Origin of the sequence: Halosimplex halobium (assembly GCF_051414055.1) — an archaeon.
Classification (GTDB): domain Archaea; phylum Halobacteriota; class Halobacteria; order Halobacteriales; family Haloarculaceae; genus Halosimplex; species Halosimplex halobium.
The window spans coordinates 33,758-56,221 of sequence record NZ_JBLKNX010000024.1 but is presented as its reverse complement, the minus strand read 5'-3'; the positions used below and the strand labels follow the sequence as shown (position 1 = coordinate 56,221).

20 protein-coding genes and 1 pseudogene are annotated in these 22,464 nt (G+C 69.6%); 18 read left to right on the top strand and 3 right to left on the bottom strand.

What is annotated here, in order from left to right; translation table 11 throughout:
* The first annotated feature begins 353 nt into the window (after window positions 1–353).
* The 5 genes from ACMGFG_RS21560 (at window position 354) to ACMGFG_RS21540 (ending at window position 6,403) form a co-directional block, all read left to right on the top strand.
* A complete protein-coding gene (locus tag ACMGFG_RS21560; protein ID WP_436932357.1) occupies window positions 354–2,255 on the top strand; it encodes a 2-oxoacid:acceptor oxidoreductase subunit alpha in 1,902 nt (633 codons plus the stop codon).
* Window positions 2,256–2,258: 3 nt separating this feature from the next.
* The gene (locus ACMGFG_RS21555) at window positions 2,259–3,197 is read left to right on the top strand and encodes a thiamine pyrophosphate-dependent enzyme (protein ID WP_436932356.1); all 939 of its coding nucleotides are present in this window, start codon (window positions 2,259–2,261) and stop codon (window positions 3,195–3,197) included.
* Window positions 3,198–3,356: 159 nt separating this feature from the next.
* Entirely contained in the window at window positions 3,357–3,785 is a 429-nt protein-coding gene (gene lrpA1 / locus ACMGFG_RS21550) for an HTH-type transcriptional regulator LrpA1 (RefSeq protein WP_436932355.1), read from the top strand.
* A gap of 136 nt (window positions 3,786–3,921) precedes the next feature.
* The gene (locus ACMGFG_RS21545; protein WP_436932354.1) at window positions 3,922–5,559 is read left to right on the top strand and encodes a DHH family phosphoesterase; all 1,638 of its coding nucleotides are present in this window, start codon (window positions 3,922–3,924) and stop codon (window positions 5,557–5,559) included.
* Between the two features lie 52 nt (window positions 5,560–5,611).
* Window positions 5,612–6,403, top strand: a complete 792-nt coding sequence (locus ACMGFG_RS21540; protein WP_436932353.1) for a CBS pair associated ParBc domain-containing protein — start codon at window positions 5,612–5,614, stop codon at window positions 6,401–6,403.
* 30 nt (window positions 6,404–6,433) lie between these two features.
* Here ACMGFG_RS21540 and ACMGFG_RS21535 read toward each other — a convergent pair whose 3' ends face one another.
* Window positions 6,434–7,561 carry a winged helix-turn-helix domain-containing protein gene (locus ACMGFG_RS21535; RefSeq protein WP_436932352.1) on the bottom strand — a complete coding sequence of 376 codons (1,128 nt, stop codon included), beginning with the start codon at window positions 7,559–7,561 and terminating at the stop codon, window positions 6,434–6,436.
* A gap of 108 nt (window positions 7,562–7,669) precedes the next feature.
* Here ACMGFG_RS21535 and ACMGFG_RS21530 point away from each other — a divergent pair, with 108 nt between their 5' ends.
* Together ACMGFG_RS21530 and ACMGFG_RS21525 are read left to right on the top strand one after the other, a co-directional pair.
* The gene (locus ACMGFG_RS21530; protein WP_436932351.1) at window positions 7,670–8,830 is read left to right on the top strand and encodes an ABC transporter ATP-binding protein; all 1,161 of its coding nucleotides are present in this window, start codon (window positions 7,670–7,672) and stop codon (window positions 8,828–8,830) included.
* Window positions 8,827–9,681: an ABC transporter permease gene (locus ACMGFG_RS21525; RefSeq protein ID WP_436932350.1), complete on the top strand. Its 855-nt coding sequence runs from the start codon at window positions 8,827–8,829 to the stop codon at window positions 9,679–9,681. Before ACMGFG_RS21530 ends, ACMGFG_RS21525 begins: the two co-directional genes overlap by 4 nt.
* A gap of 84 nt (window positions 9,682–9,765) precedes the next feature.
* Here the strand turns inward: ACMGFG_RS21525 and ACMGFG_RS21520 are convergent.
* Window positions 9,766–11,020, bottom strand: a pseudogene (locus tag ACMGFG_RS21520) (RNA-guided endonuclease InsQ/TnpB family protein).
* A gap of 267 nt (window positions 11,021–11,287) precedes the next feature.
* Between ACMGFG_RS21520 and ACMGFG_RS21515 the strand changes: the two are divergent.
* From ACMGFG_RS21515 to ACMGFG_RS21470, 10 genes are all read left to right on the top strand, one after another.
* Window positions 11,288–11,950: a DsbA family oxidoreductase gene (locus tag ACMGFG_RS21515; RefSeq protein ID WP_436932349.1), complete on the top strand. Its 663-nt coding sequence runs from the start codon at window positions 11,288–11,290 to the stop codon at window positions 11,948–11,950.
* Between the two features lie 157 nt (window positions 11,951–12,107).
* On the top strand, window positions 12,108–12,716 hold the full coding sequence (locus ACMGFG_RS21510) for a hypothetical protein (protein WP_436932348.1): 609 nt from the start codon (window positions 12,108–12,110) through the stop codon (window positions 12,714–12,716).
* Window positions 12,713–12,844 (top strand): hypothetical protein, encoded by a 132-nt coding sequence (locus ACMGFG_RS21505; protein WP_436932347.1) that lies wholly within the window; start codon window positions 12,713–12,715, stop codon window positions 12,842–12,844. The genes ACMGFG_RS21510 and ACMGFG_RS21505 overlap by 4 nt, the downstream gene beginning before the upstream one ends.
* An 83-nt stretch (window positions 12,845–12,927) precedes the next feature.
* A complete protein-coding gene (locus ACMGFG_RS21500) occupies window positions 12,928–13,962 on the top strand; it encodes a ferredoxin--NADP reductase (RefSeq protein WP_436932346.1) in 1,035 nt (344 codons plus the stop codon).
* Between the two features lie 112 nt (window positions 13,963–14,074).
* Window positions 14,075–14,392, top strand: coding sequence for a hypothetical protein (locus tag ACMGFG_RS21495; RefSeq protein WP_436932345.1), 318 nt, complete (start codon window positions 14,075–14,077; stop codon window positions 14,390–14,392).
* A 100-nt stretch (window positions 14,393–14,492) separates the two neighbouring features.
* Window positions 14,493–14,852 (top strand): helix-turn-helix domain-containing protein, encoded by a 360-nt coding sequence (locus tag ACMGFG_RS21490; RefSeq protein ID WP_436932344.1) that lies wholly within the window; start codon window positions 14,493–14,495, stop codon window positions 14,850–14,852.
* Between the two features lie 26 nt (window positions 14,853–14,878).
* On the top strand, window positions 14,879–15,205 hold the full coding sequence (locus ACMGFG_RS21485; RefSeq protein ID WP_436932343.1) for a DUF7521 family protein: 327 nt from the start codon (window positions 14,879–14,881) through the stop codon (window positions 15,203–15,205).
* A 64-nt stretch (window positions 15,206–15,269) separates the two neighbouring features.
* Window positions 15,270–15,617, top strand: coding sequence for a DUF7521 family protein (locus tag ACMGFG_RS21480; protein WP_436932342.1), 348 nt, complete (start codon window positions 15,270–15,272; stop codon window positions 15,615–15,617).
* 211 nt (window positions 15,618–15,828) lie between these two features.
* Window positions 15,829–16,599 (top strand): sensor domain-containing protein, encoded by a 771-nt coding sequence (locus tag ACMGFG_RS21475; protein WP_436932341.1) that lies wholly within the window; start codon window positions 15,829–15,831, stop codon window positions 16,597–16,599.
* Window positions 16,600–16,682: 83 nt separating this feature from the next.
* Window positions 16,683–18,710: a PAS domain-containing protein gene (locus ACMGFG_RS21470; RefSeq protein WP_436932340.1), complete on the top strand. Its 2,028-nt coding sequence runs from the start codon at window positions 16,683–16,685 to the stop codon at window positions 18,708–18,710.
* A gap of 50 nt (window positions 18,711–18,760) precedes the next feature.
* Here the strand turns inward: ACMGFG_RS21470 and ACMGFG_RS21465 are convergent, their stop codons facing one another.
* A complete protein-coding gene (locus ACMGFG_RS21465; protein ID WP_436932339.1) occupies window positions 18,761–19,093 on the bottom strand; it encodes a thioredoxin family protein in 333 nt (110 codons plus the stop codon).
* A 522-nt stretch (window positions 19,094–19,615) separates the two neighbouring features.
* On the opposite strand from ACMGFG_RS21465, the gene mutS reads away from it, so the two are divergent.
* The gene (gene mutS, locus ACMGFG_RS21460; protein WP_436932338.1) at window positions 19,616–22,444 is read left to right on the top strand and encodes a DNA mismatch repair protein MutS; all 2,829 of its coding nucleotides are present in this window, start codon (window positions 19,616–19,618) and stop codon (window positions 22,442–22,444) included.
* Window positions 22,445–22,464: the final 20 nt, after the last annotated feature.

Genomic DNA, 22,464 nt, shown 5'->3' with positions numbered 1-22,464 from the left:
ACGAACGGACGTGCAGCGGAGCCACCCGAGCACCTCGACGACGGAGGTCGGGGCCGCGACGCCCTTTGGCGCCCGAACGGGGTCGTCGACACCGCCCCCGAAAAACTGATACGAAACTGGTACGTGTTCCGCCCCAATGAATAGAGAACGCAACTCCGGGTATAGAGAACGATGCCGAGGCACACGAGCGAGACGCGCTGTGCATGCCGTTGACACCCCCGGCCGAGTTCAGGCGCGAGACGGGCCGTACCCAACCTTCACGATTATTCAGCGGTATCGGAGTGAAAACGCTTTAGTCGGGTCCAGTCCTCGTTTCGTTCACGGCACCCGAACCGGGGCCGACGGATGTATCCATGACAGATCAGGAACTAATATGGCGGATTGCGGGTGGTTCCGGCGACGGTATCGACAGCAACAGTCGGTACTTCGCCAAGGCCCTCATGCGCTCGGGGCTCGACGTATTCACACACCGACACTATCCGTCCCGGATTCGGGGCGGCCACACGTACGTGGAGGTGCGGGCGACCCCGGACGGGGCGGCCTCGCGCGGGGACGGCTACAACTTCCTCCTCGCGCTCGGTGACAGTTTCGCGCGGAACCCCTCGGAAGACGCCTACTACGGTAACGAGGAACTGAAACCGCTCACGGAGAACCTGGACGACCTCCGCGAGGGCGGCATCATCGTCTACGACTCCGGGCTCATCGACGACGAGCAGGTCGAGGAGATCAACCTGGAGGAACGCGCCGAGGAGAACGGCTGGCACGTCTACCCGGTCGACCTGCGCGGCATCGCGAAGGAGCACGGCCGCGAGATCATGCGCAACAACGCCGGGATCGGCGTCACCGCGGCGCTGCTCGACATGGACACCTCGGAGTACGAGGGGATCATGGAGGAGATGTGGGACGACGACATCCTCGAGGCCAACCTCGCCGTCATCCAGGACGGGTTCGAGCAGGCCCAGGAGTTCGACCAGACCCACGACCTGACGATGCCCGACCACGAGGGGCCCGACCAGCAGCAGGCGCTGGTCTCGGGCTCCGACGCCATCGCCTACGGGGCGCTGGACGCCGGCTGTCGGTTCATCGCCGGCTACCCGATGACCCCGTGGACGGACGTGTTCACGATCATGTCGCAGAACCTGCCGAAGTTCGGCGGGATCTCCGAGCAGGTCGAGGACGAGATCGCCGCCGCGTCGCTGGCGCTGGGCGCGAGCCACGCCGGCGTCAAGGCCATGTCCGGGTCCTCGGGCGGCGGGTTCGCACTGATGAGCGAACCGCTCGGCCTCGCCGAGATGTCCGAGACGCCGGTCGTGCTCGTCGAGGCGATGCGGGCCGGGCCCTCGACCGGGATGCCGACCAAGCCCGAACAGGGCGACCTCGAACACGTCCTCTACACGAGCCAGGGCGACTCCAGCCGCGTCGTGCTGGCGCCGGGCGACCAGCAGGAGTGTTACGAGCAGATCCGGACCGCCTTCGAGCTGGCCTACGACTACCAGATCCCGGCGATCCTCGTCTACGACCAGAAGCTCCAGGGCGAGCTGCGCAACGTCGACGCGAGCTTCTTCGACCGCGAGCCCGACGCGGACCCGGGCTCGGTCATCACCGAGGAGGAGATCGCCGAGGCCGCCGAGCACCACGCGGGCAAGTTCAAGCGCTTCCAGTACGACGCCGAGGACGGCAAGGAGGGCGTCAGCCCCCGCTCGGTGCCCGGCCAGAAGGGCGGGCGCTTCCTCGCGACCGGCAACGAGCACAACGAGGCCGGCCACATCAGCGAGGACCCCACCAACCGCGTCCTGCAGATGGACCGCCGGCTCGCCAAGCTCGACTCCATCCGCGAGGAGCTCGACGGGAAGGGTAACCAGACCCACCACGGTCCCGAGGAGGCCGAGTACGGGATCATGTGCTGGGGGAGCCACCAGGGGACGGTCTTCGAGGCCGTCGACCGGCTCAACGACGCCGGCCACTCGGTCAAGGCCATCGGCGTCAGCGACCTGATGCCCTACCCCAAAGCGGAGGTCAGCGAATTCCTCGAGTCCGTCGAGGAGTGTCTCGTCGTCGAGATGAACGCGACCGGGCAGTTCCGCGGGCTCACCCAGAAGGAGCTCGGTCGCTTCGGGCCGAAGCTCTCCAGCCTGCTGAAGTACAACGGTAACCCGTTCGAACCGGCGGAGATCGTCGACGGCTTCGAGTCCAGCATCGACGGCGAGGAACTGGCCGTGAACAACATGAAGTACGTCCCAGCGGCAGGTGACTAACCAATGAGTGCATTCAGCGCGATCGGCGATCCGGAGGAAGCGGAGGAAGACGAGTTCACACCCGGGATCGAGCCCCAGCCCACGTGGTGTCCGGGCTGTGGCGACTTCGCGGTGAACAACGCCCTGAAGAAGGCGATGGCCCGGCTCGGGAAGAACCCCGACGAGGTGCTGCTGTGTACGGGCATCGGCTGTTCGGGCAAGCTGAACAGCTACTTCGAGAGCTACGGCTTCCACACCATCCACGGGCGGTCGCTGCCCGTGGCGCGGGCGGCGAAGCTCGCCAACCCCGGCGTCGAGGTCGTCGCGGCCGGCGGCGACGGCGACGGCTACGGGATCGGCGGGAACCACTTCATGCACACCGCCCGCGAGAACCACGACATGACCTACATCGTGTTCAACAACGAGATCTTCGGCCTCACCAAGGGCCAGACCTCGCCGACGAGCCCGAAGGGTCACAAGTCCAAGACCCAGCCCAGCGGGTCGGCCAAGGACCCCGTCCGGCCGCTCTCGCTGTCGCTGGCGTCGGGCGCGTCGTACGTCGCCCGGACGGCGGCGGTCAACCCCAACCAGGCCGCGGACATCATCGCCGAGGCCGTCGAACACGACGGCTTCGCGCACATCGACTTCCTCACGCAGTGTCCCACCTGGAACAAGGACGCCCGCCAGTACGTCCCGTACACGGACGTGCAGGACTCCGACGACTACGACTTCGACGTGACCGACCGGCAGGAGGCCGGCGAGATGATGTACGAGGTCGAGTCGAAGCTCTACGAGGGCGAGGTGCTGACCGGTCGCTTCTACCGCGACGAGGAGCGTCCCTCCTACGGCGAGGAGAAGCGCTCGACCGGCGAGATGCCCGAGGAGCCGCTCGCCGAGCGCTACTACGACGAGGACGCCGAGTGGGAGCGCTGCGCCGAGCAGCTCATCGACAAGCACACGTAGCGACGCGACACGCGACCGCCGCCGGGACCGGTACGCGGTCCCTACCGTGCGTCCCGCCCGGTAACCGGTCCGTACGGCCGCTGGCGGCCGTTCCCGGCCCGTCCGGAAGGCGTTTGTGGTTTCGGAAGATATTTTTCGCGGCGCGGCAAATCAAGGTGTATGAGCGCCGAATCGACGGAGGAACGCATCCTCTCCGTGCTGGAGGAGGACGCCCAGGCCTCCTACGCCGAGATCGCGGACCGGGTGGACGTGTCCAAGCCCACCGTCCGCAAGTACATCCAGCGCCTCGAGGAGGAGGAGGTCATCGTCGGCTACTCCGCCGACGTGGACCCGAAGAAACTGCCGGGCCAGTCGATCGCCCTCGTGGGGATGGACGTGGACAGCGGCCGCTACGTCGAGGCCGTCCGCGAGCTGAAGGGGATCCCCGAGATCGAGAAGCTGTACACCTCCAGTGGCGACCACATGCTGATGGCCGAGGTGCGCGCCCCCGACGGCGACGCCGTCGGCGACGTGATCGAGTCGACGATCAAGGACATCGAGGGCGTCACCGCCGCCCACCCCTCCTTTCTCCAGGAACGGCTCAAGTAAGCGGCGACCGGTCGTCGGGGTCGAGTGACGACGGCGCGACCGCCCGGGCACGGACGCGACGGGGAGGTCGGGGGGTGTTTGCATCGGGTGAAACGAGTGTGATAGATTTTTACGCGCACTCGCCCGACGGGCAACCATGACCGCCCGCCTGGTGCTGGGAACCGGATCGCTGGCGGGGTCGCTCGTCGGGGAGTTGCGCGAGCGGCGGGGACGGGTGACCGTGCTCGCGAGCGACGAGAACGCGGTCCGGACGCTGCGCGAGGAGGGCGTCGCCGCCGAGGTCGGCGACCCGACCGACGAGGCGGCGCTGCGGGCGTGTCCCCGGCCGGACACGGTCGTCGTGGCGACCGAGCGCCCGGCGACGAACGCCGCGGCCGCCGAGGCCGCCGCCGCGGTCTACCCGGACGCGTTCCTGCTGGCGTACGCGCCGACCGGGGTCACCGACGACCAGCGGGCGGCGCTGGCGGCGACCGCGGACGAACTGGTCGACGCGCGGGCGGCGACGACCGACTGGCTGGACGACCGGGTCGGCGAGGAGGGGCTCCGGACGCGGAAGCTGACGGCGACGCTGCGGGACATCGACGGGGAGCTGGCGATCGTCGCCCACGACAACCCGGACCCGGACGCCATCGCTAGCGCGGTGGCGCTCGCGCGGATCGCCGAATCCGTGGGTGTCGACGCCGAGGTGTGTTACTTCGGGAGCATCACCCACCAGGAGAACCGCGCGTTCGTCAACCTGCTGGAGTACGACCTGCGCGAGCTCGAACCGGGCGCGGACCTGTCGGAGTACGGCGGCGTCGCGCTGGTCGACCACTCGCGGCCGGGCGTCAACGACGGGCTGCCGGAGGACACGCCGGTCGACATCGTGGTCGACCACCACCCGCCGCGCTACCCCGTCGAGGCGCGGTTCGTCGACCTGCGCAGCGAGGTCGGTGCGACGAGCACGCTGCTGGTCGACTACCTCCGCAGACTCGACATCACGCCGAGCCGCGAGGTGGCGACCGGGCTGCTGTTCGGCATCCGGGTCGACACCGACGAGTACACCCGGGAGGTGAGCGTCGCGGACTTCGAGGCGACGGCGTATCTCGTCCCCCGCGCCGACGCGGGGACGCTCGACCGCATCGAGTCGCCGAGCATGAGCCCGGAGACCCTGGACACCATCGCGCGGGCGATCAGCGGTCGCGAGCGCCACGGGTCGGCGCTGCTGTCCGGCGTCGGCGAGCTCACGGACCGCGACGCGCTCGCGCAGGCGGCCGACCGCCTGCTCGACCTCGAGGACGTGACGACGACGCTCGTCTACGGGATCCTGGACGGGACCATCTACGTCTCGGCGCGGGCCCGCGGGACCGACCTGGACCTCGGGGAGACGCTCCGGGACGCCTTCGGGCAGATCGGCAGCGCCGGCGGCCACGCCGACATGGCGGGCGCGCAGATCTCGCTGGGCCTGCTGGACGCCATCGACGCCGACGACGAGTCCCTCTCGGAGATCCTCGACGCGATCGTCACCGACCGCTTCCTCGACGCCATGGGCTCGCGGGACCACCGGGTCCTGACGGGCGTCTACCCCGACGACTACCACGGCACAGGGGCCGGCGGACTGACGGCGCTCGAGCGGATCGCCGGCCCGGAGGGGAGCGGGGACGACGGCCGCGACGAGCCGGGTGGCCGGGACGAAGCGAGCGACCGCGACCGGCCCAGCGACCGGGCGGCCGGGCGCGACCAGACGGGCGACGGCGACGACGCGGCCGACGGCGCCGGGGACGACGAGCGCTGAGGGCGGGGCGGAGCCGGTGTGTTTTTGCGTGGCCGACCCGGATCGGTAGCCGATGGTCGAGGAGGGCGCGCTGACGGTGAAAGACTACATGACTCGCGAGGTCGACACCGTCTCGCCGGACGACACGGTCGAGGACGTGGCGACGCTGATCGCCGAGAGCACCGAACACAGCGGGTTCCCGGTCACCGACGGCCGCCACGTCGAGGGGTTCGTCAGCGCCAGGGACCTCCTCCGGGAGCCCGACCACGAGCCCATCTTCAAGGTGATGAGCGACGACCTGCTGGTCGCCCACCCCGAGATGGACATCGACGACGCGGCCCGGGTGATCCTCCGGTCGGGCATCCAGAAGCTCCCGGTCGTCGACGACGCGGGCAACCTCGTGGGCATCATCTCCAACGCCGACGTGATCCGTTCGCAGATCGAACGGGCCACGCCGGGGAAGGTGGACAACCTGATGCAGACGCTCGAGAACATCCACGGCGTCGCCGTCTCACAGGAGCGCCGCGAGGTGTCCCTCGCCGAGCTGACGCCGACCCAGGCGAAGGTCTACGCCGACGAACTGGAGGGGCGGCGCTACGAACTCGACCGTGGGCTGGCCGAGCCGCTCGTCGTCATCGACAACGACGGCGACCTGCTGCTGGCGGACGGCCACCACCGCGTCAAGGCTGCCGCCCGCCTGGGCGTCGAATCGATGGACGCCTACGTCATCGTCCTCTCCGAACCGGTCGACCTGGGGATGGCCAGGACCGCCGAGAAGGAGGACCTGCACTCGATCGACGACATCGCGGTCGTCGACTACGCCCACCACCCGCTCGTCCAGAAGACCAAGCGACTGCAGGAGTGACCGGCGTCCGGCGGCGTCACCGCTCTACCGTCACCGTCCTGCCGACTCCTCCCCGCCGACGGTCCGCTCCCCTTCGTCCTCGCCGACGGTCCGCTCACGTTCGTACGCCACCACGTTCGTCTCCCCGTCGAGCCACAGGTAGAGTGTGTCGTCGTCGAGGCGCACGTCGACCCGGACGCGGACGGGGTCGGTCGATTCGAGGTCCGCGCGGCCGAGCCCGCAGAACGGGAGCGCGACGTAGGGCCGGTGACGGATGTCCTCGCCGTGGTCGTGGTGGAAGGCGACGACAGCGGGGTGGTCGACGACGCAGGCGCCCGGCGGGAGGTCGAACGCCGTGTCGCACCGGTCGCAGGCGAACGTCGCGAGCAGCGCGTCGTCGGGGACGCCCGCGCCGGCGTCGGACATCGACGGGAGCGTCGGGTTCTCCGACGGCAGTCGAGCCGCCATCGGACCCCAGCAGTTCGGACAGACGCCGGCGCGGGCCCGCTTCACCTGCTCGCGGAGGTCCAGCATCGTGACCGCGACCAGTTCGTCGACCGCCAGGTGGTCGGCAGCGGCCGGCGGGACGGCCGTCCCGTTGAACACGTGGTGGTCGGGACAGCGCAGCCGGAAGTACTGGTCGTCGTAGACGGCCCGCAGCGCCCGGTCGCAGTCGGGGTAGGGGCAGTCGTAGTCGGTCGGCTCGCGCAGCCGCTCCCCGGGTCCCGTGTACCGACCGGATTCGAGCGCGCCGACCAGCTCCATCCCGCGGTTGCGGAGGTAGTACTCGCCGCCGTCCTTCACGACGAGCGGGCCGCGGAGCTTCTCCAGGTGGTAGCTGAAGTTGCCGGCGTCGCCGGCCCCGACCGCCCGCCGAAGGTCGGCGAACGACAGCCCGGCCCACTGCCAGTTCGCCCGGCGCACCCCCGCCAGCTCGCGGACGATCGCCAGCCGCGTCTCGTCGGCGAGCAGCTCGAAGACCGCCGTCGGGGCGACGCCCGCGTCGCCCGCTCCGTCCGCCCCCTCGGCGTCGTCCGCCGCGTCGGCGTCGCCCGCTCTGTCGGCGTCGTCCACGTCCGCCGCTCGGTCCGCCTCCGTGTCTCCGCCGGCCGTCGCCTCTCCATCCGCCGTCTCCGCCCCATCCCCGTCCGTGTGCCCGGACCCGCTTCCATCGACCATACCACCGCTTCCCCGGCCGGTCGAAAAACGGTTACGTCCTATCAGATCCGAAACTGAACGGCCCTACAGGAAATGGTTATACGCTGACACCCGCTATCCGCTCCCACGATGACGACGGCACCTGAACGGGTCCCCGACGAGCGGGAGGCCGCCGCCGAGCGCGACGACGCGTCGACGGACGCGGCGCCGGCCCTCTCGGTCAGCGACCTCTCGAAGACGTTCGGCGACGGCGAGGAGGCGGTCCGGGCGGTCGACGACGTGAGCCTCGACGTGGAACCCGGGACGGTCGTGGGCGTCCTCGGGCCGAACGGCGCCGGGAAGACGACGCTCATCAAGTCGGTCCTGGGGCTGATCGTCGCCGACGAGGGCGACGTGCGGGTCGCGGGGACGGACGTCTACGACGACCCGCGGTCGGCCTACGCCCGCCTCGGCGCGATGCTGGAGGGGGCGCGCAACGTCTACTGGCGGCTCACCGTCCGGGAGAACCTGGAGTACTTCGCGGCTATCGGCGGGGAGTCGCCGGCCGCGGTCAGCGACCGCCACGACGCCCTCCTCGACCAGCTCTCGCTCGCGGAGAAGGCCGACACGCCGGTCAACGACCTCTCGCGCGGCCAGAAACAGAAGGTCTCGCTTGCCTGCGCGCTGGCGCGGGACGTCGAGGTGGCCTTCCTCGACGAGCCGACGCTCGGATTGGACGTGGCGTCGTCGGTCGACCTCCGGCGGGAGATCCGCCGGCTCGCCGACCAGGAGGAGATGACGATCGTCCTCTCCAGCCACGACATGGACGTGGTTCAGGAGGTCTGTGACCGCGTGATCATCATGGCGGACGGCGAGATCATCGCCGACGACGCCGTCTCCGACCTCGTCGACGTGTTCCGCACGTTCGCCTACCGCGTCGTCGTCGGCCGGGCGGAAGCCGGCGGGGCCGGCGACGACGAACCCGGCCGCGACGGGACGACCGCCGAACCCCTGCCCGACATCGTCGACGACGACACCCGCGACCGACTCCGGGAGGCCTACGGCGTCGAGGAGTTCGAGCGACTCGGCGACCGGACGGCCTTCGAGGTGTCGCTGGGCGACCCCGGACGGTTCTACGACCTCATGGACGTGCTGCGGGCGGCCGACCTGACCGTCTACGAGGTCGAGTCGGTCGACCCCGACCTGGAGGAGGTGTTCCTCGAACTGACCGGCGGCGAGGAGGCCAGCCCCGCGACCGACCCGGACGGGCCGGAGCGGGCGGCCCGCGCCGACGGGGGTGACCGTCGATGAGTACCGACACCGCCGCGCCCGAAGGGCCGGCTCGCGGGTCCGGGGCGACCGGACGCGACGGCGAGCGCGAACGCGGTACCGGGACCCTGCTGACGCTCCTGTGGGCGCAGGCGAAAAAGCGGCTGCTGCTGATGTACCGCTACCCGCTGAACACGCTTTCGGGGCTGGCGATGACGTTCATCTTCTTCGGGATGATCTTCTTCGGCGGCCGCGCGGTGGCCGGGCAGGCGCTGACCGACAGCCTCGGCGGCATCATCGTCGGGTACTTCCTCTGGAGCATGGCCCTGGGGTCGTTCTCGGGCGTCGCCCGCAGCGTCACCCAGGAGTCCGAGTGGGGGACGCTCGAACAGCTGTACATGTCCCCGTTCGGCTACGGCAAGGTGATGGTCGCGGGCGTCCTCGTTGGCCTCCTCGAGACCCTCGCCTGGGGCGGCGCGACGCTGGCGTTCATGATCGCGGTCACCGGCGAGTCGCTGCACCTGCCGGTCGGTACCGTCCTCGTCCTGACGGTGTTCGCGGTCGCGCCCGCGGTCGGCCTCGGCTTCCTCTTCGGCGGCCTCGCGCTGCTGTACAAGCGCGTCGAGAACATCTTCAACATCATGCAGTTCGCCCTCATCGGACTCATCGCCGCGCCGACCGTCGGTACCGTCTGGGTCCGCCTGCTCCCGATCTCCCAGGGGAGCTACCTGCTCACGCGCTCGATGGCCGAGGGGATCCGCCTCTGGGAGTTCCCCCCGGGCGAACTCGGCCTGCTGGCCAGCGCGGCCGTCGTCTACTTCGCCGTCGGCTACGGCGCCTTCCAGTGGATGGGCGCCCGCGCCCGCCGACAGGGCCTGATGGGCCACTACTGACCCCAGCCCGTTCAGCCGAGGAACGGGACCCAGGGGATGGTCCCCTGCGTCATGTACACCATGTCGAGGGTCACCAACCCACGGCTAAAGCCGTGGGCTTGTCGGTGGACTCCCGTTCTGGCCGCTACGGAGCGGCAGGCGAATACTCGCCGTTCACGTTCAGCGTCCCCGACTTCAGGGCGAGGTGACGTGTCACCCCTCCGTGCGGAGACTTCTGCCCCGCACGGAGATACCGAACGCCGATGTTCTTCGCTGCGTTGTAATCGGCGTTGACCTCGTAGCCACACTTCTGGCAACAGAACCGCGCCTGTGACGAGCGGTTTTCTACCAGTGTCGTCCCGCACTTCGAACAGCGCTGGGACGTGTACGCTGGATCGACTTGCGTCGTCTCGATGCCTTCCGCTTCGGCCTTGTAGGCGACGTAGTCGTACAATCGACGGAACGCCCAGGCGTGGAATTGCTTGGCGTTGGGCAGCCGCTCGCGGATATCGGTCAACTCCTCGAAGACGATCGTCTCGCAGTCGTGAGCGAGTGCTTCCTGAACGATAGCCTTCGAAACCCGGTGCAAGTAGTCCTCGACCCATCGTGTCTCCCGATCGCCCAGTTGCTCGAGCGTTCGATGGGCTGATTCTGTCCCGGTCTGTTGGAGATTTCCACGGACGCGTTCGTACTCCCGTCGACGGTGGTTCAGGAGACCACCGCTCCAGAACTGGCCGGTCGAGGTGACGGCGAGCTGTTCGATACCGAGGTCGACACCGAGGACTGTGCTGTGCTCGGCATCGCCGGTGTCCGGTATCTCCGACTCCACCTCGGCCCTTGTGCCGATGTGAAGAAAGAACGTGTCCGTCGCCTCGCGGTACTGGAGCGTCGCGCCCGTGATCTCGTAGTCGTCGTCGCGGAGATACTCCGTCTGCGGATTGTCGCCTTCTGGCGGGAGGATATAGTCGGCCTCGATGCGGCCATCGACCGTCGAGAGCGAGACGTGGTCGTCGTGGAAGGTCGCGCTGCGCTTGTCGTAGCGGACTGACGGCGTAGTGAACTGTGGTCGTGAGGCGTTTTTGCCCGCTTGCCAGCGCGCGACGACGCCCTTGATCGCCTCGGCAGCCTTGTTCCGCGCGGATTGGACGAGATTGGCCTGCAGTCGCGTCTGTTCGCGTACGTCCGTATACGTCCGCTCGTGGAGCTGCTGCTTGGACGTGGGCTTGTACTCGTCCTGCCAGGCGTCCTCGACGACGTAGTTGGCAGCCCACAAGTACTCCTCGATGGTCTCCTGGAGGAGAGCTGCGTCGCTGTCGTCGACCGTCAGTTTGATAACAACAGTTCGCCGCACCTCCACCATACTTCATATAGTGAGGCGTAGATTTATATTATTTACCGAATCGCGTGGGAGTCTGCCTGCCATCGGTCGTGGAGTGTGTCGGTGTCGTCGGCTTCCTCCCACGACTGAAGTCGTGGGTTTCCGCCTTGCTACTCTATGACAGCCGGGAGTGACGGCCGGGGGACGACACCGAACGAGGACAGGGTGGCGACCAGTGATGCCGGAGTCGACGGCCGGTGACACCCGTGTTACCGGGCGCTTTTCCCCGTGCGACCGCAATCGAGAGCCATGAGCAACACCGAACCCGACGCGGGTACCGACGGGGACGCCGACGCCCAGCCCATCGGGATCTACTCCGACTACGTCTGTCCGTTCTGTTACCTCGGCCGGGAGTCGCTGGCGCAGTACCAGAACGAGCGCGACGAGCGGTTGCGGATCGACTGGTACCCCTTCGACCTGCGGGCGGACAAGCGCCGACCCGACGGGACCATCGACCACTCCGTCGACGACGGCAAGGACGAGGACTACTTCGAGCAGGCGAAGGAGAACGTCGAGCGTCTGCAGGACGAATACGGCGTCGAGATGAGCCTCGCGCTCTCCAGGGAGATCGACTCGCTGCCCGCGCAGGTCGCCTCGTTCTACGTCAAGGAGTCCTACCCCTACGAGCAGTGGCTCGCCTTCGACGAGGCGATCCTCGACGCGCTCTGGCAGGACGAGCGGGACATCGGCGACGCGGACGTGCTCGCTGACCTGGCAGCCGACGTGGACCTCGACCCCGCGGAGATCCGGGAGACCGTCGACGACGAACAGTGGCACGAACGGGTCACCGAGCGGTTCGACGCCGCCCGGCGCGAGGGCGTGACGGGCGTGCCCACCTTCACCTACGGCGAGTACGCCGCCCGCGGCGCCGTCCCGCCGGAGCACCTCCGGCGGCTGGTCGAAGGGCGCTGAAGGCACTTCACCACGAACCAGTTCGAGCGACTCGACTGGTACTGTCGCTTCGATGCCGTGTCCGTGCTGGGATCGACTGCGGGCGACTGGCTCCCGGGACCGGAACCGTCCGGCAGAATCAATACTATTTTGACAATTCGTGCGATACGTCGCCCTCATGGCCGACGACGGCGACGCGAGGAGTGAAGCGCTCGCCGGTGCCCGACGCGTGTACGATCGACAGGTCGCAACGCTCGAGAACATCGACGACAAGGCGATGCGGACGACGCGGACCGCCGTCCTGATCCTCGGGTTCATCGCCGGTGCGCTCACGGCAGCCGGTCCTGCCAGCGTCTCCGACCTCTCGCTCGTCCCGGCGATCATCGGGTCGTTCGGGACGGTCGCGGTATTCGGATCGGCGTTCGTGGGCGTCGGTATCTACACGGTCACCGAGTACCCGGTCGAGATCAGGGAGGGAGACTTGCGGTCAGCCGGACGCGCACCGCGCGACGCCTGGCTGGACGGAGCGATCGGCCGGCTGGACGACGCGAGCACGTCGATCCAGGCGGAGATCGAACAGAACGCCGAGTATCTCGAAGTCGCGCAACTCCTGCTGATCGCCGGGAGCCTGTGCTTGCTGTACGCGACTGCAGTCACCGTCGTCGCCCGTTCGTTCGGCGTCTCGCCCACGGAGCAATCGGCAGCCTTCGCCGCTGGAGTCGTCCTGCTGACGGTCGCCGTGTGGGGAAGAGTCAAGTGGCGGGACGGGCAACCTCGGGATGGATGAGCGAAACCGATTCCGACAGCACCTATCCGACGCGCATCAAGACCGGGTCGGACAGGATGCGCCGGTTCTTTTCGCTGTTCGGCATCCGCTCCGCCGAGATGGAGCGCGAGCGGTCGGCCGACGAGTAACCCGAACGCCACCTCGAAACCGGTAGCGGGTCAGGACCCGTCGCGGCCCGTACTTCTTACTACCACGGGCATCACGTAACTGTATGCCCGTCAGGGAGCACGCGTCGAAACACGACCGGATCGCCGAGCTGCCGCTGGTGACCGAGTCGGCGACGGTCGTCGAGCGGGAGGCGATGGACCGCGACCGGACCGAGGAGGTCCGCCGAACGGTCGACCACTGGTTCGAGCGGGAGGGGCTGGCCGACCGCTACGAGAGCGTCAGCGACTACGACGACTGGGGACAGCTCGTCGCGGAACTGCGCGCCGACGGCTACGCGAGGTTCGCGCGCCGGTGTGCGACGCTGCTGGAGCGCTACGAACGCCCCCATCCGATGCTCGTCCGGATCGCCTTGGAACCCGACGACACCTTCGAGTACCTCGCCGGCCAGTACGTCGGGCTGCGCTACTGCGGCGAGTCGCGGGCGTACTCGCTGGCGAGCTCGCCCACCCGCGACACGGTCGAGATCTGCGTCCGGCGCGTCCCGGGCGGCGACCTCTCCCCGCGGCTCTGTCGCGACCTCGACGTGGGCGACGAGGTGACGATGCGCGGGCCCCGGGGGGAACTCGTCCTCGACGGGCCCTCGACGCGGGACCTGGTGTTCATGGCGACCGGCACGGGCGTCGCGCCGCTGAAGGGGATGATCGACTACGTCTTCGACACCGGCGACGACGTGGTCGACGGCGACCGTCGCGACGTGTGGCTGTTCCTCGGCGCCGCCTGGGAGGACGACCTGCCCTACCGCGAGGCGTTCCGGGAGTACGACCGCGAGCACGAACACTTCCACTTCGTCCCCTGTCTCAGCCGCGAATCGTACCTCAGCGAGTGGACGGGCGAGACCGACTACGTCCAGCACGCGTTCGTCAAACACGTCGACGGGTCGGCGGTGACCGAGCCCCTCGGCCGGGAACTGGAGGGGTGGCTCGACGAGGCGCCCGCCTCCGGCGTCGACGCGCGCATCGACCCCGGGAACGCCGAGGTGTACGCCTGCGGGATCAACGTGATGGTCAACAGCCTCGTCGACGCCGCCGAGTCCGTCGGCGTTCCCGGCCGGTACATCGAGGCCGAGGGGTTCGGGTAGACTCGACGGCCGTCCGGCGGGACCGCGTGCCGCTCGGCGGCACGCGAGCCGCCCGGCGGCCCGCGCGCCGGTCGACCGAAACGTTCCTGTGACTGAGCGGAGACGATCCGGTATGGCGACCGCCCTCTCCAGCCCTCCGAGCGAGCGGATCCGACGCGTCGACGTGATCGCGTACGTCTTCGGTCTGATGGGCGCCACGTTCGTCGGCGAGTTCGCGCTGGCGGCGCTCGCTGGCACCGCGACGACCTACGAGGCCGGGATGGCCGGCCTCGGCGGGTTCGCGCTCCTCGGAACCGTTCAGATGTACCGCGACCCCGACGCCCTCCGCGACGGTGAGGAGCCGGCCCCCGCCTATCTGTACCTCCTGCCCCTGGTCTCGACCGGCGCCGCCCTCCCGGTGGTCGTCACCTGGGTCGCGACTCCCGCGTAGCGCCCCGGACCGGGGTCGGGGGCGAGTTCCCCGGCCCACAGTTTCCGGGTCGGAAAGCGTGTGACCCCTTTTATATGACCGCCGGGAAAACGGTCGGGTGATGGCAGCCGGGCAGGATCCCGAGGAGGCGGACGTGATCTCGTTGCTCGACGACGAGTACGCCCGCGCGATCCTGGTCGAGTCGAGCCGGGAGGCGCTGTCGGCCTCGGCGCTGGCCGAGCGCTGCGACGCCTCCGAGCCGACGATCTACCGGCGCATCGAACAGCTCCGCGAGTACGACCTCATCGTCGAACAGCAGCAGCTGGACCCGGACGGCCACCACTACAAGACCTACCGGACCCGCGTCGAGCGCGTCACCGTCGAGATCGAGGACGGCGAGTACACCATCGACGTGTCCCGGCGCGAGGTGGACGCCGCCGACCGGTTCACGCGGCTGTTCGAGGGACTCACAGAACCATGATACCCGCGACCCCCGCTCCCGCGATCGTGCCCGCCCCCGGCCCCGTCGTGCAGGTGTCGGCGACCGGCGGGTCCGCCCTGCTCGCGGCGCTGGCCCTGCTGGGGCTGGCCGTCGCCGCCGGGCTGTCGCTGCTCATCGCCTACGAGGCGCTGAAGGGCTACCGGGGCACCCGCGACCGGGCGATGCTGTTCCTGGCGGTCGGGATCGTCCTCCTGACCGCCGGCCCCATCGCCCTCCGCATCGCCCTCCCGACGCTCACCGACGCGCCCGGGTCCGTCCGCCTGCTGTCGACGACCGTCAGCGAACTGCTCGGCCTCGGCTGCATCCTCTACGCTATCTACGGACGACCATGACCGCACGCAGACCACACCCCCACGAACGCACCCCGGACGGCCGTCCCCACCGGGAGGTGGCGCCGTGAGCGTCCCGCTCGCGGGCGCCGCGTCGCTCGCGGCGACCCTCCCCTCCGAGGTCGCGCCCCTCCAGGCCAGTTCGGGGGTCACGCCCGCGACGCTCACCGGCGCGCTGACCGCCGCGGTCGGGCTGTTCGTCGCCTACCAGGCCTACCGCGGCTACCGGCGCAACGACAGCCACCCGATGCTGTTCCTCGGCGTCGGTATCTTCCTCGTGACCACCGTGCCCTTCGTCGTCACGACGCTGCTGGTCTCCGTCCTGTTCGCCAGCGACGCCGCCGCCGTCCTCGCGTGGGCGACCCTGGAGATCCTCGGCCTCGGGTCGATCCTCTACGCGCTCACGGGCGCGTGACCCGACCCGACCTGACCCGACCAGACCCGACCCGACCCGACCTGACCCGACCAGACCCGACCCGACCCGACCTGACCCGACCAGACCCGACCCGACCCGACCTGACCCGACCAGACCCGACCCGACCCGACCTGACCCGACTCACCGGGCACGGGCTCGACCGCGCACCAGTGCGATCACCTTTAGTACGACGGCGGCGGAGAACCCGACAATGAGCCGACTGGTCCCCGCGCTCCGGGTACCCGGCGGGCCGGGCGCCCTCCTCCGGCGGTTCGTCGGTGTGCCCGTCCGCCTCCAGACGTACGCGAACCTGCTGTACCTCTCGGCGCTGTTCCCGCTGGGGATGGCGTACTCGATACTGCTCCCGCTCGGCTTCGGGCTCGGGATCGGGCTGGCGGTGATACTCGTCGGCCTCCCCGTGCTGGCCGGGACGATACTGCTGGTCCGGGAACTGACCGCGCTCGAACGGTACGCCGCCGACCGGCTGCTCGTCGTCGACGTCCCCGCGGGCGACGCCGACGTGCCGCCGCTCTCGGAGCCGGTCGCCCACCTGAGACACGCGCTCACGACTCTCTCGACGTGGCGGGGGGTCGTCTTCCTCCTGAGCAAGGTCCTCGTCGGGACCGCGGCGTTCACGCTGCTGATGTTCCTCGGGGTGTTCTCGCTGTCGCTGCTGCTCGTGCCGCTGTACTACCGGTCGGTCAACGTCGGCGTCCGGCCGGTCTCCGGCGAGATGAACGTCCAGCCGTCCGTCGAGTTCGCGCTCCGGACCTGGGAGGTCGGACTCACGGTCCCGTTCCGGCTGACGACGTGGTACGTCACCACGCTGCCGGAGGCGCTCGCCGTCTCCGCGCTCGGGCTGGTGGCGACGCTCGTGTCGCTGCACGTCTGCAACTTCGCGGCGCGGGCGGCCGGCTGGTACACGTCGCTGCTGGTCGGCGGGACCGACCCCTCTGTGATCCGTCGTGCCATCGATACGTAGGGCGGTCGACACCGGCGTTCGGACCGCTCGACGGCCCCCGGGCCTTATTTACCTGCATCGCATACGGTGTCGGTAACATCCCGATGAGTCATCTCCTTGCGGACCCGACTGTTGCCTTCGTCGTCGGCGGATCGACCGACGGCCGGGACCGCGTTCGCGGGGCGGTCCCGGACGCGATCGAGACCGTCGCCGTCGCGAACCGCGACGACCTGACCGAACGGCTCTCCGCGCGGAACGACGTGGGCTGTATCGTCGCTGTCGGCGTCGACGAGGCCGGGTTCGCCGACGTCGTCGAGGCGGCCAGAGCGGTCAGCGACCACCTGCCAGTCGTCGTCTCTGCCGACGACGAGGCGGTGGCCGCGGCCGTCGCGGGGCGGGCCGACTGTCGGTACCTGCCGCGGTCGGCCGCCGACGAGACGCTCGCCGCGGTCGTCGACGACGCGGTGGCGACCTTCCGGGAGCGGCGCCGGGCCGCCGCCGACAGCGGCATCCTCCGGACGCTGCTCGAGCAGGGGCAGCTGACGATGTTCGCCAAGGACGAGGAGGGGCGGTACGTCCGGATGGCCGACGTGCCGTACACGCCGGACCCCGAGGAGTTCATCGGGAAGACCGACCCGGAGGTGTTCGACCACGGTTCGGGGTCCGACCAGGCGGCCTACGAGGACGACCTGCAGGTCGCCGAGACGGGCGAGCCGATCCGCCGCCAGGTCGAGCACTTCGAGACGCAGGGCGGGGACCACTGGTCGGAGGTGACGAAGCTGCCCTGGCGCGACGAGGACGGCCGCGTGATCGGGGTGGTCGGCTACGCGCTCGACGTCTCCGAGCGGATGCAGCTCAAGCGCCGGCTGGAGGAACAGCAGCGCCGGTTCGACGAGTTCGCCAGCTACGTCTCCCACGACCTGCGGACGCCGCTGCAGATCTCCGTCGGCGCCCTCGAACAGGCCCGGGAGGGCCACGAGGAGGCGTTCGACCGGATCGAGCGGGCCAACGAGCGTATCGAGGAGATCCTCGGGGACCTCAGCGCCCTCTCGAAGGGCGACCGGTCGGTCGACCTCTCCGAGGAGGTGCTCGACGTGCTCGACGTGGGCGTCTCCTCGACGGAGCTCGCGCCGCTGGTCGAGCAGGTCTGGAGCGTCCACGGCACCGACGACGCGACGCTGGAGGTGGCTGTCCCCGAGGGCACCGAGGTCATCGCCGAGACCGAGTCCGTCCGGCCGCTGGTCGAGAATCTCCTGAAGAACGCCCTCGACCACGCCGGGCCGGATGTGACCGTCCGCGTCGGGACGACCGACCGCGGCTTCTACGTCGAGGACGACGGCCCCGGCATCCCCGCGGCCGAGCGCGAGCAGGTCCTCGAGGCCGGCTACACGACCACCGAGGACGGCACCGGGACGGGGCTGGCGATCGTCGCCGAGACCGTCGACCAGCAGGGCTGGGAGGTCGACATCCGCGAGAGCGAGATCGGCGACGGCCCGGGGGCGCGCTTCGAGTTCACCGAGTGTCCGGTCGTGGTACCCAACCCCGTCGAACCGGTCGAACCGGCCGAACTCACCGGGAGCGTCGACGTCGGCGACGTGTCCGTCGCCGGGTCGGCGACGCCGGGCGCGTCGGACGGCTCCTGGCGCGTCGTCGGCAACGGCCGGGACATCTGGCACGACATCGACGAGTTCCACTTCGCCTACGGCGAACTCGACGGGCCGGTCCGGATCGAGGGGCGGCTGGACGAGCTGGAGGCCGTCCACGAGTACAGCAAGGCCGGGCTGATGGTCAGGGACACGCTCGCCGACGACGCCGCGTTCGCGTTCGTCGGCGCGACCGGCGACCACGGCACCGAGACGATGTGGCGCCACGAGACTGGCGCCGCCGCGGGGAGCGACCAGCTCGAGGAGCCCTACGACGCCTACCTGTGGTACCGCCTCGACGCCGTCGACGGCACGGTGACGCTGTCGTGGTCGACCGACGGTGAGGACTGGCAGCCGATCGACCAGCGGCGGATCGACCTCTCCGACCCCGTTGTCGTCGGCCTCGCGGTCTGCAGCCACAGCGCCGACGAGACCAGCGAGGCCGTCTTCGAGGACGTGAGCGTGACCGAACTCGTCACGCTCGACTGAAACCGGAACCCCGCCGACGGCTCGGCCGGTTCGCCGTTCTACCGACGACTTCAGCCGCGTTCCGCGACGAACTCCTGCACTTCCTCGACGCTGAGGACGCCATCTTCGCGAGTCCCGGCGAGGTCGCCGTCGACGAACAGCAGCAGTTTCGGGACGCTCCGCACGTCGTACTCGTCGATCAGTCCCGGGTCGTCCCGCGGGTTCATCGTCGCGACGACGGCGTCGGCCGAGCGGGCGACCCCGCTCAGGACCGGCTCCATCGCCGCGCACTTCCCGCAGCCCTCGGTGTGGAACTCGACGAGCACCCGGTCGTGGCTCGCGACGAGGTCGTCGAGTTCGGCCCGGGTCGACAGCGAGACGGGACGGTCGTGTGTCGCGGCCATACCCGGGCGTAGGTCCCCGACGCGTGTAAGCCCTCTGCGACTCGGCTCGTGTGAGTGCTGGGGACGGACGGCGCAGTGAGCGGCCGATGCCGACAGCGTCGGGACTGAACTACAGTGGCGCGCGCTGTCGCGCGTTTCATCGCGCGACAGCACCGTGCGAGGGATGAGCGAGCCGAAGGCGAGCGAATCGGCTGGGGAGGCTCGTGGCTGTCTTCGGTGCTGTGCGGTCGCGGTACTGTCCCTGGCGGACTGAAAGGGCGAGGCGCGCTCGCGCTTGTGTAGTCGTCTGAGCGACCCCTATCCGCGCGGGCGGTGCGGAGAGCGCGGATATGTCGCTCAGCGACCGCGAGCGCGCCGAGGGCTTTCATCGCCTGCTGTCCCCTGCGGTACCGACTCCAGCTAGCGAACGCGTCGAGGGCTCTCAACACCTGCTGTCGATGGTGGTACCGACTCCAGCGACTCTACGAACTCGGGGACGGGGAGCCGATGGATATAACCCGGGGGACCCGCTCTCACACACCCATGGACGCGGCACTGGGAGCGCCGGCGAAGATGGCCGAGCGGGAGGAGGACCTGACGCCGATGATGGCCCAGTACTTCGAACTCTGCCGGGAGTACGACGACTCGCTGGTGCTCTTCCAGGTGGGTGACTTCTACGAGGCCTTCTGCGAGGCGGCCGAGCGGGTGGCCCGCATCTGCGAGATCACCCTGACCAAACGGGAGGACTCGACCGGCGAGTACGCGATGGCGGGCATCCCCATCGACAACGCCGAGTCGTACATCGAGCGGCTGCTGGAGGCGGGCTACCGCGTGGCGGTCGCCGACCAGGTCGAGGACCCCGACGAGGTCAGCGGCGTGGTCGACCGGGCGGTCACCCGCGTCGTCACGCCGGGGACGCTCACCGAGGACGAACTCCTGCGGAGCGCCGACAACAACTTCGTCGCCTGTCTCACCGCGGACGGCCCGGGCGGCGACGCGACGACCCGCGACACGAAACGAGCGGGCGGCGGTGCGGGCGCCGGCGGCGACGAGAACGGCCCGTACGGGCTCGCGCTACTGGACGTGTCGACGGGCGACTGCTACGCGACGGGCGCCGACCGGCTGGACTCGGTCGCGGACGAACTCGGGCGGTTCGCGCCCGCCGAGGCCATCGTCGGCCCCGACGCGCCGACGGACGTGTTCGACGGCGACTGCATGGTTTCGCCCTACGAGCGGACGGCCTTCGACGCCGAGCGCGCCCGCGAGCGGGTCGAGGCGTACTTCGGGGACCTCGGGCTGGCCGACGAGGCGGAGGTCCGGGCCATCGGCGCCCTGCTTTCCTACGCCGAGTACACCCGCGGGGGCAACCCCGACGCCGGCGACATCGGCGACGACGCGACGGCCGAAGTGGCCAGGCCTGGCGCGACCGCCGAGGGGGACGCCGGCGGGGACGACACCGGCGAGGCCCACACCACCGGCGACCCGACCGACGCGGCCACCACGCTCGACTACATCAACACGCTGACGCGCTACGACCCACGGGAGTACATGCTACTGGACCGCGTCGCGCTGGAGAGCCTGGAGCTGTTCGACCGCCGGGCGGTCCACGGCGACCGGGCGCTCACGCTCGTCGACGCGCTCGACGAGACGGCCTGCGCGCTCGGCCGCCGGAAGCTCGACGACTGGCTGCGTCGACCCCTACTGGACGAGGACCGCATCGCCGCCCGCCACGACGCCGTTGCGGAGCTGACCGGCGACGTAGGGCTACGCGAGGACCTGCACGAGTTGCTCGACGACGTGTACGACATCGAGCGGCTCATCTCCCGGGTCGCCCGCGGGCGCGCGACGGCGCGGGACCTGCGCTCGCTGCACGACACGCTCGCGGTCGTCCCCGACGTGCGAGCAGCCCTGGACGACGCCGAGTCGGCGACGCTGGTCGAGTTGCGCGAACAGCTCGACCCCCTCGCCGACGTGCGCGAACTGATCGACGAGGCCATCCAGGAGGACCCCGACGCCGACCTCACCGAGGGCGGCATCGTCAAACCGGAGTTCGACGACGAACTCGCCGACCTCCGGAGCACGGAACGGGAGGGCAAGGCGTGGATCGACGACCTCGAAGCAGGGGAGCGCGAGCGCACCGGCATCGACTCGCTGAAGGTCGGCCACACCTCCGTCCACGGCTACTACATCGAGGTGACCGACCCGAACCTCGATCGGGTGCCCGACGACTACCAGCGCCGGCAGACCCTGAAGAACTCCGAGCGGTTCGTCACGCCCGAACTCAGGGAACGGGAGGACGAGATCATCCGCGCCGAGGACCGCGCGGACGACCTCGAATACGAGCTGTTCTGCGAGGTGCGCCGCGACGTGGCCGACGAATCGGAGCGCGTGCAGGCGCTGGCCGACCGGCTCGCCCGGCTGGACGTGTTCGTCTCCTTCGCGAGCGTGGCGGCGAAGTTCGACTACACTCGCCCCTGCGTCGGCGCCAAGGAGTTCGCCGTCGAGGCCGGGCGCCACCCCGTCGTCGAGCGCGCCGAGGAGCGGTTCGTCCCCAACGACGCCCACTTCGACGACGAGCACTTCTTCGCCGTCATCACCGGCCCGAACATGAGCGGCAAGTCGACGTACATGCGCCAGGTCGCGCTCACCTCCGTGCTCGCCCAGGCGGGGAGTTTCGTCCCCGCCGCCGAGGCGCGCCTGCCGGTGGTCGACCGAGTCTTTACCCGCGTCGGCGCCAGCGACGACATCGCCGGCGGCCGCTCGACGTTCATGGTCGAGATGACCGAACTCGCCGATATCCTCAACAACGCCACCGACGAGTCGCTGGTCCTGCTCGACGAGGTCGGCCGCGGGACCAGCACCGCCGACGGCCTCGCGATCGCCCGCGCGGTGACCGAGCACATTCACGACGAGATCGGCGCCACCACCCTCTTCGCGACCCACCACCACGAGCTGACCGCCATCGCCGACGAGCTGTCGGGCGTGTTCAACCTCCACTTCGAGACCGAGCACGCCGACGGCGAGGTGGCCTTCGAACACGAGGTCGCGCCCGGCGCCGCCGCCGCCTCCTACGGCATCGAGGTGGCGAAGCTCGCCGGCGTGCCCGGGGAGGTGGTCGACCGCTCCCGGGAGTTGCTCGACGAGAGCGATCCCGGGTCGGACGGTCCGGGTGCGGTCGAGTCTAACGGCCACGACCTCGAGGAGAACGTCCGCGTGAGTAGCACCGCCGACGAGAGCGGCAGCGGCGGCGGCGACGATAGTGGCCCACCCTCGGACCTCGAACGGGAACTTGCCGACCTCGACGTGGCGACGATGACGCCGCTGGAGGCGATGAATGCCCTCGCAGAACTGAAAGAGTCGCTGGACGAGTAGGCGTCGGGCGGTCAAGCGGA

Excerpts from the sequence above, each read along its gene's own strand:
- ACMGFG_RS21560 (WP_436932357.1), top strand. The coding sequence starts at position 354 with ATGACAGATCAGGAACTAATATGGCGGATTGCGGGTGGTTCCGGCGAC.
- ACMGFG_RS21555 (WP_436932356.1), top strand. The coding sequence starts at position 2,259 with ATGAGTGCATTCAGCGCGATCGGCGATCCGGAGGAAGCGGAGGAAGAC.
- lrpA1 (WP_436932355.1), top strand. The coding sequence starts at position 3,357 with ATGAGCGCCGAATCGACGGAGGAACGCATCCTCTCCGTGCTGGAGGAG.
- ACMGFG_RS21545 (WP_436932354.1), top strand. The coding sequence starts at position 3,922 with ATGACCGCCCGCCTGGTGCTGGGAACCGGATCGCTGGCGGGGTCGCTC.
- ACMGFG_RS21540 (WP_436932353.1), top strand. The coding sequence starts at position 5,612 with ATGGTCGAGGAGGGCGCGCTGACGGTGAAAGACTACATGACTCGCGAG.
- ACMGFG_RS21535 (WP_436932352.1), bottom strand. The coding sequence starts at position 7,561 with ATGGTCGATGGAAGCGGGTCCGGGCACACGGACGGGGATGGGGCGGAG.
- ACMGFG_RS21530 (WP_436932351.1), top strand. The coding sequence starts at position 7,670 with ATGACGACGGCACCTGAACGGGTCCCCGACGAGCGGGAGGCCGCCGCC.
- ACMGFG_RS21525 (WP_436932350.1), top strand. The coding sequence starts at position 8,827 with ATGAGTACCGACACCGCCGCGCCCGAAGGGCCGGCTCGCGGGTCCGGG.
- ACMGFG_RS21515 (WP_436932349.1), top strand. The coding sequence starts at position 11,288 with ATGAGCAACACCGAACCCGACGCGGGTACCGACGGGGACGCCGACGCC.
- ACMGFG_RS21510 (WP_436932348.1), top strand. The coding sequence starts at position 12,108 with ATGGCCGACGACGGCGACGCGAGGAGTGAAGCGCTCGCCGGTGCCCGA.
- ACMGFG_RS21505 (WP_436932347.1), top strand. The coding sequence starts at position 12,713 with ATGAGCGAAACCGATTCCGACAGCACCTATCCGACGCGCATCAAGACC.
- ACMGFG_RS21500 (WP_436932346.1), top strand. The coding sequence starts at position 12,928 with ATGCCCGTCAGGGAGCACGCGTCGAAACACGACCGGATCGCCGAGCTG.
- ACMGFG_RS21495 (WP_436932345.1), top strand. The coding sequence starts at position 14,075 with ATGGCGACCGCCCTCTCCAGCCCTCCGAGCGAGCGGATCCGACGCGTC.
- ACMGFG_RS21490 (WP_436932344.1), top strand. The coding sequence starts at position 14,493 with ATGGCAGCCGGGCAGGATCCCGAGGAGGCGGACGTGATCTCGTTGCTC.
- ACMGFG_RS21475 (WP_436932341.1), top strand. The coding sequence starts at position 15,829 with ATGAGCCGACTGGTCCCCGCGCTCCGGGTACCCGGCGGGCCGGGCGCC.
- ACMGFG_RS21470 (WP_436932340.1), top strand. The coding sequence starts at position 16,683 with ATGAGTCATCTCCTTGCGGACCCGACTGTTGCCTTCGTCGTCGGCGGA.
- ACMGFG_RS21465 (WP_436932339.1), bottom strand. The coding sequence starts at position 19,093 with ATGGCCGCGACACACGACCGTCCCGTCTCGCTGTCGACCCGGGCCGAA.
- mutS (WP_436932338.1), top strand. The coding sequence starts at position 19,616 with ATGGACGCGGCACTGGGAGCGCCGGCGAAGATGGCCGAGCGGGAGGAG.